Origin of the sequence: Litchfieldella rifensis (genome assembly GCF_042646605.1) — a bacterium.
Classification (GTDB): domain Bacteria; phylum Pseudomonadota; class Gammaproteobacteria; order Pseudomonadales; family Halomonadaceae; genus Litchfieldella; species Litchfieldella rifensis.
In genome coordinates this window covers 82,638-100,231 of sequence record NZ_JBHRUG010000026.1, presented here as the reverse complement: position 1 = coordinate 100,231, position 17,594 = coordinate 82,638, and the positions used below count along the sequence as shown (strand labels likewise).

Below are 17,594 nucleotides of genomic sequence, written 5' to 3'. Positions count from 1 at the left end.
CAACCGGGACACGGTATCAGGCAAAATCGCTGAGAACGCGGAGTCCGTATGGAAATAGGGAAACACTACGCTCGGCCCGGCTGTCAACACCGCACGGCCGAGCCGGAGGCCGCGTCAGGCCGGGGCGCCGTAACTCATCAGCCGCTCATAACGGCGCTCCAGAAGCGCTTCGGTATTCATCGCCCGCAAGCGATCCAGGCTTTCCAGCAGCGCCTGCTTGACTCGCTCGGCGGTGGTGACCGGATGGCGATGAGCGCCACCGAGCGGCTCCTTGATCAGCGTATCGACGAACCCCAGCTCCTTGAGGCGCTCGGCGGTGATGCCCATGGCGTGCGCGGCCTCGGAGGCCTTCTCGGCGCTCTTCCACAGGATCGACGCGCAGCCTTCCGGGGAAATCACCGAATAGGTGGAATACTGCAACATCTGCAGTTCGTCGCACACGCCGATCGCCAGTGCACCGCCAGAACCGCCCTCGCCCACCACGGTGGAGATGATCGGCGTCTTGAGACGCGACATCACCGCCAGGTTGTAGGCGATGGCCTCGCTCTGGCCCCGCTCCTCGGCGTCGATCCCGGGGTAGGCACCGGGCGTGTCGATGAAGGTCAGTACCGGCATCTTGAAGCGCTCGGCCATTTCCATCAGACGGCAGGCCTTGCGATAGCCTTCCGGGCGCGGCATGCCGAAGTTGCGGCGCACCTTCTCCTTGACGTCGCGCCCCTTCTGGTGACCGATGACCATCACCGGTTTGTCGTCGAGGCGTGCCACGCCCCCCACGATGGCGGCATCGTCGGCAAAGTGACGGTCGCCGTGCAGCTCGTCGAAATCGCTGAATATGTGCTCGAGATAGTCGAGGGTATAGGGTCGCTTGGGATGTCGCGACAACTGCGAGACCTGCCAGGCGGTGAGATCGCGGAAGATCTGTTCGGTCAGCTTCTTGCTCTTTTCCTCGAGCTTGGCGACCTCGTCGTTGATATTGATCTTGCTATCGTTGCCGACCAGCCGCAGTTCCTCGATCTTCGCCTGCAGCTCGGCAATGGGCTGTTCAAAGTCAAGATAGTTGGGATTCATAGAGTTTCAGCTTGTTGGGAGTCAGGCAGCCTGGAGGCAACGGCTGTCATGTAAGAATCATCGCAAAAGTGTGAGGCATTATCGCAGCTTGGCCCTCTGGCGCAAGACAGGCTCGTGACGAGGCATCGGCAACTGGATCAGCGATACTTGAGGCGCACCCCATCCTGCCCCTCCACCTCGCGCAGCGCGATCAGCAACTCGTCGGCCGGGGAGACACGCCACTGCTCGTCCAGCTCCAGCCAGCCACGGGCCGAGGCGTTGCGGTATTCCAGACGCACCGGCAGGCCCGAGGCATCGCAAAACGGGGTCAGACTATTGCGCAGGCTGTCGATCAGGCGGCCGTTGGATCGAGTGCCGTCCACCGACAGTTCCACCGCTTCGCCATAGCGGGTCCGCGCCTCGACCATGGGAGTGATCTCCTTGCCGCGCAGGCGCAGGCCACCGGAATAGTCGTCGCTGGACACCTCGCCCTCGACGATCAGCACCTGGTCGGCGTCCAGGCGGCCACGCAGCCGTTCGAACAGCTCACCGAACAGCGAGGCCTCGATACGTCCGGTACGATCGTCGAGAGTCACGAAGGCCATGGTGTCGCCGCGCTTGGACTTCATGGTGCGCATGCCGACCACCAGCCCGGCGACGCGCTGCGACTCCCGGGATGGGCGCAGATCGCTGATGCGGGTCGACACGAAGCGCTTGAGCTCATGCTCGTATTCGTCGATGGGATGGCCGGTAAGGTAGAGCCCCAGGGTCTCCTTCTCGCCGGCCAGGCGTTCCTTGTCGCTCCAGTCGCGGACACCGCGATAATCGGCATAGGCATCGCCGGCCTCCTCATCGACGAAGGCCTCACCGAACATATCGACCATGCCCAGGCTCTGGTTGGTCAGGTTCTGGGCCGCGGCCTTGAGCGCCGCCTCCAGTGCCGCACTGAGCACCGCTCGCGACGGCCCCAGGTTGTCCAGGGCACCGCAGCGAATCAGCGCCTCCAGGGTGCGTTTGTTCATGCGCTTGGGGTCGACCCGGCGGCAGAAATCAAACAGATCGTGGAACGGGCCGCCTTCCGTGCGCGCCTCGACGATGGCGCCGATGGGACCTTCGCCGACGCCGCGAATGGCGCCCAGCCCGTAGATCACCCGGCCCGTCTCATCGACGGTAAACTTGTAGCCGCCCACATTGACGTCCGGCGGCGTCACGGTCAGCCCCAGATGCCGGCACTCCTCGATCAGCGGCACCACCTTGTCGAGATTGTCCATCTCGGTGGACAGCACGGCGGCCATGAAGGGGCCCGGGTAGTGGGCCTTGAGCCAGGCGGTCTGATAGGACACCAGGGCATAGGCCGCCGAGTGGGACTTGTTGAAGCCGTAGCCGGCGAACTTCTCTACCAGGTCGAAGAGGTTGCCCGCCAGGTCGCGGTCGATGCCGTTGGCTGCGCAGCCTTCCATGAAGCCGGCACGCTGCTTGGCCATCTCCTCGGGCTTTTTCTTGCCCATGGCGCGGCGCAGCAGGTCGGCCTGACCCAGGCTGTAGCCGGCCATCACCTGGGCGATCTGCATCACCTGCTCCTGGTAGAGGATGATGCCGTAGGTGGGCTCGAGCACCGGTTTCAGGAGCTCGTGCTGGTAGTCCGGATGCGGGTAGGAGATCTCGGCGCGGCCGTGCTTGCGGTTGATGAAGTCGTCGACCATGCCCGACTGCAGCGGCCCGGGGCGGAACAGCGCCACCAGGGCGATCATGTCCTCGAGGGAGTCGGGCAGCAGGCGCTTGATCAGCTCCTTCATGCCGCGCGATTCGAGCTGGAATACCGCGGTGGTCTCGGCCTTCTTGAGCATCTCGAAGGTTGGGCCGTCGTCCAGCGGAATGCGGGTGATATCCAGCGGCCCCTGCCCTTCCACGGCGCGCACCTTGTCGACCATCTCCAGCGCCCAGTCGATGATGGTCAGGGTGCGCAGGCCGAGGAAGTCGAACTTGACCAGCCCGGCCTCCTCGACGTCGTTCTTGTCGAACTGCACCACCAGGCCGCTGCCGTCCTCGTCGCACAGCAGCGGCGAGAAGTCGGTCAGCTTGGTGGGTGCGATCACGACCCCGCCGGCATGCTTGCCGGTGCCGCGGGTGATGCCCTCGAGCTTGACCGCCATGTCCCAGATTTCCTGGGCTTCCTCATCGCTCTCCAGAAACTCGACCAGCGCCGGCTCCTGCTCGACGGCCTTGGCCAGGGTCATGCCGACCTCGAAGGGGATCAGCTTGGAGAGCTTGTCGCCCAGCGAATAGGGCTTGCCCTGGGCGCGCGCCACGTCGCGCACCACCGCCTTGGCGGCCATGGTGCCGAAGGTGACGATCTGCGACACCGCATTGCGGCCGTAGCGGTCGGCCACGTATTCGATGACCCGGTCGCGCTTTTCCATGCAGAAGTCGACGTCGAAATCGGGCATCGAGACACGCTCGGGGTTGAGGAAGCGCTCGAACAGCAGATCGTAGCCGATGGGGTCGAGATCGGTGATCTTCTGCGCATAGGCCACCAGCGAACCGGCGCCGGAGCCACGTCCCGGTCCCACCGGCACGTCGTTGTCCTTGGCCCACTGGATGAAGTCCATGACGATCAGGAAGTAGCCCGGGAACCCCATCTGGAGAATGACGTCGAGCTCGAAATCCAGCCGCTGGCGGTAGACCGCCTCTATCTCGCTCCACTCCTGGCTATCGCGGGGATACCGCTCGACCGGGTACAGGGCATCGAGGCGCTCGGTAAGGCCGTCGTGGGAAATCTTGCGGAAGAACTGGTCCTGCGTCATGCCCTCGGGAATCGGAAACTCGGGCAGGAATATCTCGCCGAGGCGTACCTCCACATTACAGCGCGCGGCGATCATCACGCTGTTCTCGAGCGCCTCGGGAATGTCGGCGAACAGTTCCGCCATCTCCGCGGGGCTCTTGAGATATTGCTCTTCGCTATAGCGGCGCTCGCGTCGCGGGTCGTCCAGCGCCTTGCCTTCCCCGATCGACACCCGGGTCTCGTGGGCCCAGAACTCCTCGCGGGACAGGAAGCGCACGTCGTTGGTGGCCACCACCGGGGTATCGGTTTCCAGGGCCAGTGCCACCGACAGATGCAGGCATTCCTCGTCGTACTGGCGCCCGGTGCGCTGCAGTTCGAGATAGAAGCGACCGGGGAAATGGCGCTGCCACTCGGCCAGCAATTCGCGCGCTTCCTGGGCATGATCGGACAGCAGGAAGCGCCCGATCTCGCCCTCGCGGGCACCGGACAGGGCGATCAGCCCCTCACTCTGGGCGAAGATCCACTCCTTGTCGAGAATCGCCAGCCCGTGGCGTTGGCCTTCCAGCCAGCCCCGGGAAATCAGCTCGGTGAGGTGGCGGTAGCCTGCGTCATTCATGGCCAGCAGTGTCAGCCGGTAGGGGTGACCCTCGTCATGCGGGTTGGCCAACCACAGGTCGGCACCGATGATCGGCTTGAGTCCCGCCCCCTGGGCGGCCTTGTAGGCCTTGACCAGGCCGAACAGGTTGGCCTCGTCGGTCACCGAGACCGCCGGCATGCCCATCTCGAGCGTCGACTTGACCAGCGGTTTCAAACGCACCAGGCCATCGACGAGAGAGAATTCACTGTGCACGCGCAGATGGACGAAAGGAGGTGTCGTGGTCATAGCAAGGTCATGGGCTCAAGTTGCAAGGAAAGGTCAGGCATCACCACAGCGCGAGTTGACGCTTGACCGGGGCAAAGGAACGGCGATGGTCGGGGAGCGGCCCCAGGCGTTCGAGCGCCGCCAGATGTTCCGGCGTGGGATAGCCCTTGTGGCGCGCGAAGCCATATCCCGGGTGTCGTGCATCGAGCTCGCGCATCTGCGCGTCTCGCGCCACCTTGGCCAGAATCGAGGCGGCCCCGATCGCTGGATGGCGGGCATCCCCCTTGACCAGCGCCTGACCGGGGACATGATGCCCGGGCAGACAATTGCCGTCCACCAGCAGATATTCGGCGTTCGGCACCAGGGCGTCGATGGCACGGCGCATGGCCAGATGCGTGGCATGATGGATATTGAGCTCGTCGATCTCCTGGGCCGAGGCTTCGGCCACCGCAAAGGCCAGGGCATGGCGGCGGATCTCGACATCCAACGCCTCACGCCGGGGGGCAGAGAGCGCCTTGGAGTCGGTCAGACCGTCGATGGGACGCGCGGGATCGAGAATCACCGCCGCCGCCACCACCGCTCCGATCAGGGGCCCCCGTCCCACCTCGTCGACACCGGCCAGCAGCCCGCCGCCATACTCGATGACCAGTTCCGGATAATCAACCTGCATCGACGACCTCCGGGGCCACACTGGCCGGCAGCTCGCGACCATCCATCAAGGCCTCGATGGCCTCGGCGGCGCGTGTACTGGCTCCGCGTTGCAGCTGCGCATGCATCTGCGCGAAGCGCGCTTCCAGGGCCACACGGCCGGCCGCGTCATCGAGCATCGCCTCCAGTCGCTCGGTGATGGCCGGGGCACTGGCCGCCTCCTGGACCAGTTCCGGCACCAGCGACTCGCGGGCGATCAGGTTAGGTAACGAGATCCACTCGGTCTTGACCAGACGCCTGGCCAGCCAATGCGTGGCCGGCGCCATCTTGTAGGCGACCAGCATCGCCCGATGGCAGAGCATCGCCTCCAGTGCCGCCGTCCCCGAGGCCAATAGCACCGCATCGCTGGCTACCATGGCCTCGCGCGAGCAGCCGTCGAGCAGGGTGGCACGCCCGGCGAGTCGCGGGCGTGACGCCAGTTGTGCCGCCAGTTCCGCATGACGCTGTGGGGTAGCGGCGGGAATCACCACCCGCAGCGCGGGACGGCGGTGGCAGAGCCGTTCGGCGGCATCCAGAAACGTCGCCCCGAGAAAACGGATCTCGTTGGCCCGTGAGCCGGGCAGCATCGCCAGCAGCGGGCCATCGACGTCCAGTCCCAGTCCGGCCCGGGCGGCGACACGATCATTGACGAGCGGCAGTTCATCGGCCAGGGGGTGGCCGACGAAGGCGACCGGCACACGATGGCGACGATAGAACTCGGCCTCGAACGGCAGGAAGGTCAGCATGGCATCCACCGCCCGGGCGATGCCCTTGACCCGCCCCTGACGCCAGGCCCACACCGAGGGGCTGACGTAATGCGCCGTGGTGATGCCGGCCTGGCGTAGCTGACGCTCGAGGCCCAGGTTGAAGTCAGGGGCATCGATGCCGAGCATGATGTCGGGCCGCCAGTCCAGGGCGTCGTTCCTGAGGTCGCGACGCACGCGAACCAGGCCGGGCAAGTGCTTGATGACCTCGACCAGCCCCATCACCGACAGCGTCTCCAGCGGATAGCGGCTGACCATGCCCTCGGCGATCATCCGCGGCCCGCCGATGCCGCGAAATTCGATATCGGCATGCCGGGCCTTGAGAGCACGCATCAGGCTCGCGCCGAGGATATCACCCGACAATTCGCCAGCGACGATGTAGATTCTCGGCGCCGCCATGACCTACCGGATGATACCGCGGGTGGAGACCTTGATCGACGCGGCGAACGTCTCGGTCTCGGGCAGCGCAAAGCGCGTTTCGATCTCGGCCAGCGCCTGCTCGACGGTCAACCCCTGGCGGTAGACCAGCTTGTAGGACTCACCCAGGGCCTTGATGGCCTCGCTCGAGAAGCCGCGGCGTTTCAGCCCTACCAGGTTCAACCCATGGGCCTGGGCCGGGTTGCCGTTGATCATCACGTAGGCCGGGGTGTCCTTGGTGATGATCGAGCCACCACCCGCCATGGCATGGGCGCCGAAGTAGCAGAACTGGTGAATCGCGGAGAGCCCGCCGAGAATGGCGAAATCGCCCAGCGTGACGTGGCCGGCCAGGGTGACCTGGTTGGCGAGGATGCAGTCGTCACCGATCACGCAGTCGTGCCCGACATGGGCGTAGGCCATGAGCAGGTTACGGCTGCCAATGGTCGTCTCACCACGACCTTGGACGGTCCCCCGGTGCAGGGTCACACCCTCGCGGATGACGTTGTCGTCACCCATCACCAGGCGTGTCGGCTCACCGGCGTACTTCTTGTCCTGGCAGTCCTCCCCGACCGAGGCGAACTGGAAGATGCGAGTCCGTTCTCCCAGGCGAGTGGGGCCCTTGATCACCACATGTGGTCCGACCCGGCTTCCGGCGCCGATCTCCACTTGCGGTCCGATGATGCTGAACGGACCGACCTCGACGTCCTCGGCCAGTCGGGCCCCGGGGTCTACGATGGCAGTGGGATGTATCAAGCGACCTTCCTCTCGGCACAGATGATCTCAGCTTCACAGGCCAGCTCACCTTCCACCGTGGCCCGGCAGGCGAACTTCCAGATTCCCCGCTTCTCGCGCACCACCGTGGCTTCCAGATGCAGCTGGTCGCCAGGCATTACCGGCCGCTTGAAGCGCACATTGTCGCTGCCGACCAGATAGTAGACATAGCCATCCGCCGGGAGCTTGTTGACGGTCTTGAACCCCAGGATGCCGCAGGCCTGCGCCATGGCCTCGACGATCAAGACACCCGGCATGATCGGGTGAAGCGGAAAGTGGCCGTTGAAGAACGGCTCGTTGATACTGACATTCTTGTAAGCGACGATCGATTCGCCCAGCTTGAGCTCGTTGACCCGATCGATCAGCAGAAAGGGATAGCGGTGAGGCAGGTACTCACGAATCTCGTTGATGTCCATTACCATCGATGCGACCTCTGAAATGACGAAGTGCTCACCTCACGGGCGAGCACGCAATGGCGGGGGTCCGCCTCCCTGGCTGTGGCGGGGCCATGGATGATAGCGCCCGCCCGTGCCACTCAACGGCTGCGTTGTTCCTTCTCGAGACGAATCAGTCGCTTGGCGATATCGTCGAGTTGCTTGAAGCGCACCGCATTCTTGCGCCATTGAGCATTGCCCATGGCGCCGGTGCCAGAGGAATACACCCCCGGTTGATGGATCGAGTTGGTGACCAGGCTCATCCCGGTGACCTGTACGCCGTCGCACAGGGACAGGTGGCCGGACAGCCCCACGCCACCGCCCAGCATGCAATGCTTGCCGACCCTGGTCGAGCCGGCGATGCCCACACACCCGGCCAGCGCACTATGATCGCCGATCTGCACGTTATGGGCGATCTGCACCTGGCTATCGATCTTGACGTCGTTGCCGATGACGGTGTCGCCCAAGGCACCACGATCGATACTCGAGCAACTGCCGACCTCGACGTCGTCGCCGAGGATCACCCCACCGAGTTGGGCGATCTTGTGCCAGCGGCCGCCGTCATGGGCGAAGCCGAAACCGTCGCCACCGATCACGCAGCCGCTGTGCAGGATGGCACGCTTGCCGATCACCACACCATGGCAGACGGTGACATTGGCGTGCAGGCGCGAATGCTCGCCGATCTGTGCGTCGGCGCCCACTACGCTCCCCGGGCCGATGATGACCCGATCACCCAGCCTGACGCCGGCCTCGATGACCGCCTGGGGACCGATCTGCACCTCCTGCCCCAGGCTCACCCCCTCGGCCACCACCGCCGAGGGATGGACCCCCGGCGCGTCGCGGGCCGCCAACGGATCGAACAAGGTCGACAGCTCGGCATAGCCGAGGTAAGGGTTGTCCAGCGTCAGACAGGCGGTGGGGCAGTCGTCGACATGGCTGGGATGCAGCAGCACGGCAGCAGCACGCGTGCCGGCCAGGTGCTTGAGATAGGCCCGGTTGGCCAGGAAGGTGATGTCCTCCGGGCCGGCATCGCTCAGCGTTGCCAGGCCACTGACCCGCCGAGAGCCATCACCGACCAGCCGCGCCCCCAGTCGTTGGGCGATTTCATCCAGCGTGAAGGCGTGGGCTTGGGCGTTATTCATGGGCGTTTTATTGATCGGGGGTCGCGGGCACCGTCTGGCACCCCGCCGACTCAGTTGAGCGAGTTGAGGATCTGGGTGACTTCATTGGTCAGGTCAAGGCCGTCCTCGACGTGAATCACCGCATCGCGGTCTACCAGAATCTTCACGTCATGGCGGGAGACAACCTGCTCCACGGCCTGTTCCAGCTTGGGCTGGGCCTGTTCGAGAAACTGTTGCTCGGCCTGCTGCTGGGCCTGGGCAATCTGGCCGCGCAGTTGCTGGAACTGGGCGCCCTTCTGCTGCAACTCTTGCTGGGCGGACTGGCGCTCGCTTTCGGACATCACTGCGCTGTCCTGCTGCAGGCGCTGCTGCAGCTGCTGCAACTCCTGCCCCAGGGCCTGGGCCTGCTGCTGCTGGCCGCTGACCTGGTTCCGCAACTGGTTCATGGAACTCTGGGCCGAGTCGGTGGCCAGCAAGGCTTCACGCCAGTCGAGCACCGCCACGTCCGCTGCCTGTGCCGGTAACGCGAAGGCCCCCAGCAGGCCGAGGCACAGGGCTCCGGTCAATTTACGCATATGCTTACTCTCCTCGTGATCCGTTGTCAGTCGGTTGGCGTCTTAGAAGGTCTGCCCCAGCGAGAACTGGAAGAACTGGGTATCGTCACCCTCCTTGTCGTTGAGCGGCTCCGCCACGCTGAAGGTCAGCGGCCCCACCGGCGTCAGCCAGGACAGGCCAATCCCCACACTGTACCGCAGTTCCCCCAGGTCGACACCCGACTGGCAGAGCGAGGTATCGTCTTCCAGCACTTCATAGCAGTCGGTCAGGAAGGTATTGCCGGCATCGAAGAAGAAGCCGGTCTGGAACGAGCGCCGATCCTCGACGAAAGGCATCGGGAACAGCAGTTCGGCGGAACCTTCCACCAGCACGTTGCCGCCCATGGTGCGGTCTTCTCCACTTCCCCGTGGCGTTGTCCGCGTCCCCAGGGTATTGGCGGTAAAGCCGCGCACCGAGCCGAGACCACCGGAGAAGAAGTTCTCGTAGAAGGGATAGGGATCGTCACCTCCCAGGGTATCGGCATAGCCCAGCGTGGTGCCGAACTTCAGCGACCAGTCGTCATTGAGGGCGAATAGCTGCTGGGCACGAAAACGTAGCTTGTAGTACTCGGCATCGCTGCCCGGCGTGGCGGTTTCCAGCGACAGGCGCTGGTAATCGCCGGCGGTGGGCATGACCCCGCGGTTGAGATTGTTGCGTGTCCAGCTGGCCGTCAGCTTGAGGCTCTGGGCATCGGTCCCCTGATCGTCGACATAGCGCACGATCTCGGAGGCGGTATCGCTATAGGTCCTGATCGACAGATCCTCGACGCCGACACCGAAATTCAAGCGCGACAGCTCGTTGATCGGATAGCCGAAATTGATGCCTCCACCATAGGCATCGGTGGAGTAGGTGGAAATGTCCGAGTCCTCGTAATCGGTCTCGCGATAGAACAGGTTATAGCCGCGCGAGATACCGTCCAGCGTCCAATAGGGGTCGGTGAAGCCGAAATTCAGATCGGTAAAGGTGTCGCTGCGCTGGGCGCCGATATTGACGCGGTTGCCCGTCCCCAGGAAGTTGTTCTGCGACAACGCTGCCCCGTAGATGACCCCTGCGCTCTGCGAGAAACCGATGCTCGCCGAGATCGATCCCGACGGCTGTTCTTCGACATTGTAGGTGACATCGAGCTGATCGGGCTCACCGGGCACCGGTTGGGTTTCCACATCGACCTGGCGGAAGAAACCCAGGCGCTCGAGGCGCTGGCGCGACTGGCTGATCTGCTCAGTGGACGCCGGCGCCCCCTCCATCTGGATCATCTCGCGGCGCAGGACCTCATCCTGGGTCGTCGTATTGCCGACGAAATTGATGCGCCGCACATAGGCACGTCGCCCTGGATCGACCACGAAGGTCACGTCCACGGTTTCCCCGTCTCCGGTCTCTTCGGGCACGCCATCGACGCTGGCGAAGGCGAAACCATCGGCACCGAGACGAGAACGCAAGGCTTCCGACGAGGCCGTGACATCGCTGCGCGAGAAGACCTCGCCGGGTACGGCCTGCACCAGCTCACGGGCTTCCGGCTCGGGGATCCGCAAGTCGCCGGCGAAATGAATGCTGCCGATGCGGAATTGCTGTCCCTCATCGACATTGATGGTAACGAAGATCTGCGATTTGTCGGGACTGATCGACACCTGAGTCGAGGTGATGTTGAAATTGACGTAACCACGATTCAGATAGTAGGAACGCAGGCGTTCCAGGTCACCGGAGAGTCGTTCGCGAGAGTATTCGTCATTGGAGAACCAGCCGAAGAGCCAGCCCGGTCGGTCCTCGAGTTCGAAGGCTTCGCGCAGGGTATCGTCGTCGAATGCCTGGTTGCCGACGATGTTGATCTGACGGATATTGGCCACCGCGCCTTCGTTGATATCGATGTTGACTCGCACCCGGCTCGCGTCGATCTCCTCGACCTCGGCGTCGATATTGGCACTGTAGCGACCCTGCGCTTGGTAGACGCCTTCGAGCTCGCGCTGGATCTCTTCCAGGGTCGAAAGCTGCAGCACCTGCCCCTCGGCCAATCCCGACTCACGCAGACCCTTACGCAGTTCTTCCTCGGAAATCTGCGAGTTGCCGGTGATATTGAGCTCGGTGATAAAGGGACGCTCCTCCACCTGGATGATCAGCACGTCGCCGTCACGGGCCAACTGTATGTCGTCGAACAAGCCAGTCCTAAAGAGTTCGCGGGCCGCCTGTGCCAGCTCTCGCTCATCGACGCGATCGTTGGTGCTGATCGGGAAAGCATTGAATACAGAAGCTGCAGAAACGCGTTGCAGGCCTTCTACTCGAATGTCGGAAACATTGAAAGGTTCTGCCCGTGCTACCTGTGCGCTGGTAAGCAGCAGCGCCGCCAATCCGATGGTCTTGAATTTCATGCAGTCGATTCGCTCGAGTTGGGTCTGCCCGCGTGTCAAACAGGCACCTTATACATTGGGGAGGGTGACTGACAAGGCCGAAGGCGCGAGCCTCGGGCTTCCTGCCCCCTGGCGATTGGGTGGTGGCCACGCCGCACCACCTCGATCACAGCCTCATCAAATCGAAGTAAAGCGCCATCAACATCAAGCCGCCGACCAGGGCCAGCCCGATCCGCAGCCCCAGTGCCTGGGCCCGCTCGGACACCGGCTTGCCGCGCACCACTTCGATCAGGTAATAAGCGAGATGGCCGCCGTCGAGGACCGGAATCGGCAACAGGTTGAGAATTCCCAGGCTGATCGACAGGTACGCCAGAAAGCCGACGAAACTCTCCACCCCGGTACGTGCCGAGTCACCGGCAACACGGGCGATAGTAATCGGCCCCGACAGATTGGATGGCGAGATGAGACCGACGAACATCTTGCGAATGGCATCCAAGGTCAGCAACGTCATCTCACCGGTGCGCGATAGCGATTGCCCTACCGCGGCCACGGGGCCGTAACGGATCTCGCGAAGATACTCCTCGGGCCACTCTACCGGCTCGGCACCGGCCCCGATATAACCAATGGCATGACCATCGTCGATCTCGTTGCGCCTTGGCGTGAGTTCGAGCGACAGACGCTGCTCGCCACGTGCGACTTCCAGCGTCAACGTCTCGCCGGGGTTGGCCCGAACCAGATCGACGAAATGCATCCAGTCATCGATGCGTTCCCCATTCACGGCAAGGATCTCATCACCGACCTGCAACCCGGCCTCGGCAGCGGCTTCGCCATCGATCACCTGGCCCAGCACTGCCGGCAAGGGCGGTCGCCAGGGTGTCACCCCCAAGCTCGGCAGAGGCTGCGGCGGGTCCTGACGCACCAACCAGCCATCCACCGGCAGACGGTACTCCTGTGCCTGGCTATCACCCTCATCACGAGCGCTCACGCGCAATTCGCCACGAGCGCCAATGGCCGCCACCAGCTTGAGGTTGACGTCATCCCAGGAACGCACCGCCTCCCCTTGTACCGCAACGATCTCCTGCCCGGGCTCCAGCCCACCCTGCTCGGCCGGCGACCCGGGCGCCACACTGCCGATTACCGGTGCCACCGCGGAGGTGCCGACCACGAACAGCAGCCAGTAGGCGACGACGGCCAGCAGGAAGTTGGCCAAGGGGCCGGCAACGACGATGGCGATGCGTTGCCACACATCCTTGCGGTTGAAGGCCTGGTCCTGCTCGGCGGGGGCAACCGGGGCCTCACGCTCGTCGAGCATCTTGACGTACCCCCCCAGCGGGATGGCGGCCACGGCGAATTCGGTTCCGTGACGATCGATACGCGACCAGATCGGCTTGCCGAAGCCCACCGAGAAGCGCAGCACCTTGACGCCACAGCGCCTGGCGACCCAAAAATGGCCAAACTCATGGAAGGTGATCAACAGCCCCAGCACCACGATCACCGCCAACACATTCTGGATCACGCCCATATTTCGGTTCTCCTAGCGATAGCGTTCCAGAGAACGCTCGGCACGGCAGCGCGCCCGACGATCCTCCTCGAGAATCACCTCGAGTTCCTCTGCGACCTGCCGTGGACAGGCATCGAGCACTTGCTCGACCACCTCGGCGATACCGGTGAACGTCAACCGTCCCGCCAGGAAGGCCCCTACCGCCACTTCGTTGGCGGCATTGAGCACCGCCGGTGCGGTTCCCCCTGCGGCCATGGCCTCACGGGCCAGGCGCAAGCAAGGGAAAGCCTCCTCATCGGCTGCCTGGAAGTCCAGCCGCGCCACCTGGAACAGGTCCAGCGCCTCGACCCCGGCCTCGATGCGCTCCGGCCAGGCCAGGCCATAGGCGATCGGCGTACGCATGTCCGGATTGCCGAGCTGGGCGATCACCGAGCCGTCGCCGTAGGCGACCATGGAGTGGATCACACTCTGCGGATGCACGACCACCTGCACCTGGTCGGGTCGGGCGTCGAACAGCCAGCAGGCCTCGATCAATTCCAGCCCCTTGTTCATCAGAGTGGCACTGTCCACCGAGATCTTGCGCCCCATCGCCCAGTTGGGGTGGGCACAAGCCTGGTCGGGAGTCACTGCCGCCAGGTGGCTGCGATGCCAGCCCAGGAAAGGACCGCCGGAGGCCGTCAACAGCAGTTGCGTGACCCCGATACGGGCAAGTCCGCCGCGATGCTCAGCGGGTAGACACTGGTAGATGGCATTATGTTCGGAATCGATGGGCATCAATATGGCACGATGGCGTTCCACGGCTTCCATGAACAGGGCCCCCGACATCACCAGGGCCTCCTTGTTGGCCAGTAACACCCGCTTGCCGGCGCGCACCGCGGCGAGCGTCGGCAGCAAGCCGGCGGCCCCCACGATGGCTGCCATCACCACATCCACTTCACTCGACTGGGCCACTTCGATCAGGGACGCCTCGCCCCAGTGCACCTCGGTGGCAAGGCCGGCCTCGCCCAGTCGTGCACGCAGCCAGGTGGCATCGTCTTCCGCGGCCAGCACCGCCCTTGCCGGTCGGTGCGCCAGGCATAGCTGTGCCAACCGCTCTCGGGAATGGTGCGCAGTCAAGGCATACACCCGATAACGACCGGGATGGCGGGTAATCACATCCAGGGTGCTGGCACCGATCGAACCGGTGGCCCCCAGCACGGTGACCGCCTGGGGGCGGTGGAAAGCGCCAGTCATGTCGGGCCTCGCTTCAAGCATGAGCACTCATATCCATAGCCGCAACAGGGCGAAGACCGGCACCGCTGCCGTCAGGCTGTCGATGCGGTCGAGCACACCGCCATGACCCGGCAGCAAGGCGCTGGAATCCTTGATGCCGCGGAGACGCTTGAGCATACTCTCCTGCAGATCACCAAGCACCGAGACCAGGGTCACGATCAGGGTGATTACCACCAGACCCAGGGTCTGGCCGACGCTTAGCCCCAGCCACACCGCAAAGACCAGCGCCAGCAGCGTCGCGGCCGCCATGCCGCCCAGCACGCCCTCCCAGGACTTGCCAGGACTGACTCGCGGCGCCAACTTGTGTCGACCGAAGGCGCGACCGGCGAAATAGGCGCCGGTATCGGCGCACCACACCAGCAGCAGCACGAACAGCAGCCATTCGGCGCCGCTGTCGCGCAGCGCGATGAAACCCACCCAGCAGGGCAACAATATCCATAGCCCCATCACTAGACGACGAGGGCGTGCCCTCCACTGTTCCTGCCGTTCGGGGTAGTGCACGATCCAATAGAGATTGGCCAGCCAGCCGATAGCCCCCAGCCATAGCGGCCAGACGGCATGCGCCGCGCCGCTGCCCCACAACAGCAGCATGGCCAATGCGACGCTCGCCACCCCCACCAGTCGCACCTTCGCGGCCTCGAATCCAGCCAGATTGACCCATTCCCATGCCGCAAGCAGCACGATGGCACCGGTAAACAGGGCAAAGGGGGCGCCGCTCAACCCGAACAGGCCGGCCAGCGCCAGCGGCACCAATATCAACGCTGTCAGTACGCGTTGTCTAAGCACCCTGCGCCTCGATCTGTTCGTCGGTCATGCCGAAGCGGCGCTGCCGCCGGCAAAAGTCGTCGATGGCCAGATCGAAGGCCTCACCATTGAAATCCGGCCACAGCAGTGGCGTGAAGTAGAACTCGGCATACGCCAGTTGCCACAGCAGGAAGTTGGAGATTCGCTGTTCACCACTGGTGCGAATGCACAGGTCCACCGGCGGCTCGTCGGCCAGGCAGGTCTCTCGATCCAGCGAGCGCTCGTCGATCTCGCTGGCTGTCAACTCGCCGGCCTCGACTCGCTCGGCCAGGCGCCGCGCCGCCTGAGCGATGTCCCAGCGCCCGCCGTAATTGGCGGCGATCACCAGGTGCATGCCGCGATTGTCGCGGGTGAGGTGCTCGGCACGCGTGATATGCTTCTGGATCGACGACGAAAAGCCCTCGCGTGCGCCGATGACCGTCAGGCGGATGTCATGCTCATGGAGCTTCTTGACCTCACGCTTGAGCGCCATCAGGAACAGCTCCATCAACGCACTGACCTCGGCGGCGGGTCGCTTCCAGTTCTCGCTGGAGAAGGCGAACAGCGTCAGGGTTTCGACGCCGCGCTCGGCGGCACGACGAATCACGGCGCGAACGGATTCCACACCTGCACGGTGACCGCGCACACTGGACAGCCCCCGGGCACGGGCCCAGCGGTTATTACCATCCATGATAATCGCCACATGCCGTGGCGGCCCGCAATGCGAGAGGTCGCACTGCCGGGACTTGGAAGACTGCGGTGAAGTCATGGGGTCTCGCATGGAGGAAAAAGGCAGCGGACGCAAGCGTCCGCCTGTCCTCAGACCTGCATCAGATCATGTTCCTTGGCTTCCAGCAGCTTGTCGATCTCAGCGATGTACTTGTCGGTCAGCTTCTGGATCTCGTCCTCGGCACGGTGCTCCTCGTCCTCGGAGATTTCCTTCTCCTTGAGTAGTGCCTTGATGTCGCTGTTGGCATCGCGCCGCACGTTGCGTACCGCGACCCGGGCACCCTCGGCCTCACTGCGCGCCTGCTTGATATAGCCCTTGCGGGTCTCCTCGGTGAGCATCGGCATCGGTACGCGAATCACGCTGCCGGCCGTCGCCGGATTCAGACCCAGATCGGACGTCATGATGGCCTTTTCCACCTTGGGCACCATGCTCTTTTCCCAAGGCACCACCGACAGGGTGCGCGCATCCTCGACGTTGATGCTGGCCACCTGGTTGATCGGCATCTGCGAACCATAATAGTCCACGGTCACCGAATCCAGGATGCTGGTATGCGCGCGGCCGGTTCGGATCTTGTTGAAGTTGGCATGGAGGGCGTCTAGGCTCTTCTTCATGCGCGATTCGGCGTCTTTCTTGATCTCGTTGATCACGGTTCTACCCTCTATCTATCAGCGTGCCTTCCTTGCCACCCACGACCAGATTCAGCAGCGCCCCAGGCTTGTTCATGTCGAAGACACGAACTGGCATGTCATGGTCCCGCACCAGGCAGATAGCGGTCAAATCCATCACGCCAAGTTTCTGGTCAAGCACTTCATCGTAGGTCAGGCGCTCGTATTTCACTGCATCGGGGTACCTGACCGGGTCCTTGTCGTAGACCCCATCCACCTTGGTGGCCTTGACCACCACATCGGCATCGATCTCGATACCACGCAGGCAGGCCGCCGAATCCGTGGTAAAGAACGGATTACCGGTTCCGGCGGAAAACAATACCACGTCTCCCGAGGTCAGGTAGCGAATGCCGGTGCGACGATCGTAATGTTCGACCACGCCACTCATGGGAATCGCCGACATCACTCGCGAACGGATGTTGGAACGTTCCAGCGCATCGCGCATGGCGAGCGCATTCATCACCGTGGCCAGCATCCCCATGTGGTCACCGGTGACGCGATCCATGCCGGCCTCGTTCAGCGCCGCGCCGCGGAACAGGTTTCCTCCTCCCACCACGATACCCACCTGCACGCCGATACCCACCAGCTGGCCGATTTCCAGCGCCATGCGGTCGAGGACCTTGGGGTCGATACCGAAATCATGTTCACCCATCAGGGCTTCGCCGGACAGCTTGAGCAGAATACGCTTGTACTTCGACTTGGCACCGCGCTCGGCCTTGCTGCTACGTTCCGCAGCGGCGGGATACTCCGGGGATGAGGGCATGGGCAGGTCTCCTTGACACGTCGTCGGGAATTCTGGCGCTTCAATCGACGGCTGGCAAAAAC

15 protein-coding genes are annotated in these 17,594 nt (G+C 63.7%); all 15 read right to left on the bottom strand.

The window, feature by feature from the left end; genetic code table 11:
• Nucleotides 1-114: 114 nt before the first annotated feature.
• The 15 genes from accA to pyrH all read right to left on the bottom strand — a co-directional run bounded on the left by accA (nucleotide 115) and on the right by pyrH (nucleotide 17,532).
• Nucleotides 115-1,068, bottom strand: coding sequence for an acetyl-CoA carboxylase carboxyl transferase subunit alpha (gene accA / locus ACFOEV_RS12190; RefSeq protein WP_386774279.1), 954 nt, complete (start codon nucleotides 1,066-1,068; stop codon nucleotides 115-117).
• A gap of 137 nt (nucleotides 1,069-1,205) precedes the next feature.
• On the bottom strand, nucleotides 1,206-4,712 hold the full coding sequence (gene dnaE / locus ACFOEV_RS12185; RefSeq protein WP_386774277.1) for a DNA polymerase III subunit alpha: 3,507 nt from the start codon (nucleotides 4,710-4,712) through the stop codon (nucleotides 1,206-1,208).
• Nucleotides 4,713-4,752: 40 nt separating this feature from the next.
• A complete protein-coding gene (gene rnhB, locus ACFOEV_RS12180) occupies nucleotides 4,753-5,361 on the bottom strand; it encodes a ribonuclease HII (RefSeq protein ID WP_386774275.1) in 609 nt (202 codons plus the stop codon).
• Nucleotides 5,351-6,541: a lipid-A-disaccharide synthase gene (lpxB, locus tag ACFOEV_RS12175; RefSeq protein ID WP_386774273.1), complete on the bottom strand. Its 1,191-nt coding sequence runs from the start codon at nucleotides 6,539-6,541 to the stop codon at nucleotides 5,351-5,353. Before lpxB ends, rnhB begins: the two co-directional genes overlap by 11 nt.
• 3 nt (nucleotides 6,542-6,544) lie before the next feature.
• Nucleotides 6,545-7,312 (bottom strand): acyl-ACP--UDP-N-acetylglucosamine O-acyltransferase, encoded by a 768-nt coding sequence (gene lpxA, locus ACFOEV_RS12170; RefSeq protein ID WP_386774271.1) that lies wholly within the window; start codon nucleotides 7,310-7,312, stop codon nucleotides 6,545-6,547.
• On the bottom strand, nucleotides 7,309-7,752 hold the full coding sequence (fabZ, locus tag ACFOEV_RS12165) for a 3-hydroxyacyl-ACP dehydratase FabZ (protein WP_386774269.1): 444 nt from the start codon (nucleotides 7,750-7,752) through the stop codon (nucleotides 7,309-7,311). Before fabZ ends, lpxA begins: the two co-directional genes overlap by 4 nt.
• 113 nt (nucleotides 7,753-7,865) lie before the next feature.
• Nucleotides 7,866-8,906, bottom strand: a complete 1,041-nt coding sequence (gene lpxD, locus ACFOEV_RS12160; RefSeq protein WP_386774267.1) for a UDP-3-O-(3-hydroxymyristoyl)glucosamine N-acyltransferase — start codon at nucleotides 8,904-8,906, stop codon at nucleotides 7,866-7,868.
• Nucleotides 8,907-8,956: 50 nt separating this feature from the next.
• Nucleotides 8,957-9,460, bottom strand: coding sequence for an OmpH family outer membrane protein (locus ACFOEV_RS12155; RefSeq protein WP_386774265.1), 504 nt, complete (start codon nucleotides 9,458-9,460; stop codon nucleotides 8,957-8,959).
• Nucleotides 9,461-9,502: 42 nt separating this feature from the next.
• Nucleotides 9,503-11,839 carry an outer membrane protein assembly factor BamA gene (bamA, locus tag ACFOEV_RS12150; protein ID WP_386774263.1) on the bottom strand — a complete coding sequence of 779 codons (2,337 nt, stop codon included), beginning with the start codon at nucleotides 11,837-11,839 and terminating at the stop codon, nucleotides 9,503-9,505.
• A 145-nt stretch (nucleotides 11,840-11,984) separates the two neighbouring features.
• The gene (rseP, locus tag ACFOEV_RS12145) at nucleotides 11,985-13,340 is read right to left on the bottom strand and encodes a sigma E protease regulator RseP (protein ID WP_386774261.1); all 1,356 of its coding nucleotides are present in this window, start codon (nucleotides 13,338-13,340) and stop codon (nucleotides 11,985-11,987) included.
• A 12-nt stretch (nucleotides 13,341-13,352) separates the two neighbouring features.
• Entirely contained in the window at nucleotides 13,353-14,552 is a 1,200-nt protein-coding gene (gene ispC, locus ACFOEV_RS12140; protein WP_386774259.1) for a 1-deoxy-D-xylulose-5-phosphate reductoisomerase, read from the bottom strand.
• A gap of 27 nt (nucleotides 14,553-14,579) precedes the next feature.
• Nucleotides 14,580-15,377, bottom strand: coding sequence for a phosphatidate cytidylyltransferase (locus tag ACFOEV_RS12135; RefSeq protein WP_386774257.1), 798 nt, complete (start codon nucleotides 15,375-15,377; stop codon nucleotides 14,580-14,582).
• Nucleotides 15,370-16,143, bottom strand: a complete 774-nt coding sequence (uppS, locus tag ACFOEV_RS12130) for a polyprenyl diphosphate synthase (protein WP_386774255.1) — start codon at nucleotides 16,141-16,143, stop codon at nucleotides 15,370-15,372. The genes ACFOEV_RS12135 and uppS overlap by 8 nt, the downstream gene beginning before the upstream one ends.
• 50 nt (nucleotides 16,144-16,193) lie before the next feature.
• Entirely contained in the window at nucleotides 16,194-16,751 is a 558-nt protein-coding gene (gene frr / locus ACFOEV_RS12125; protein ID WP_386774253.1) for a ribosome recycling factor, read from the bottom strand.
• Nucleotides 16,752-16,755: 4 nt separating this feature from the next.
• Nucleotides 16,756-17,532, bottom strand: a complete 777-nt coding sequence (gene pyrH / locus ACFOEV_RS12120) for a UMP kinase (RefSeq protein ID WP_386774251.1) — start codon at nucleotides 17,530-17,532, stop codon at nucleotides 16,756-16,758.
• Nucleotides 17,533-17,594: the final 62 nt, after the last annotated feature.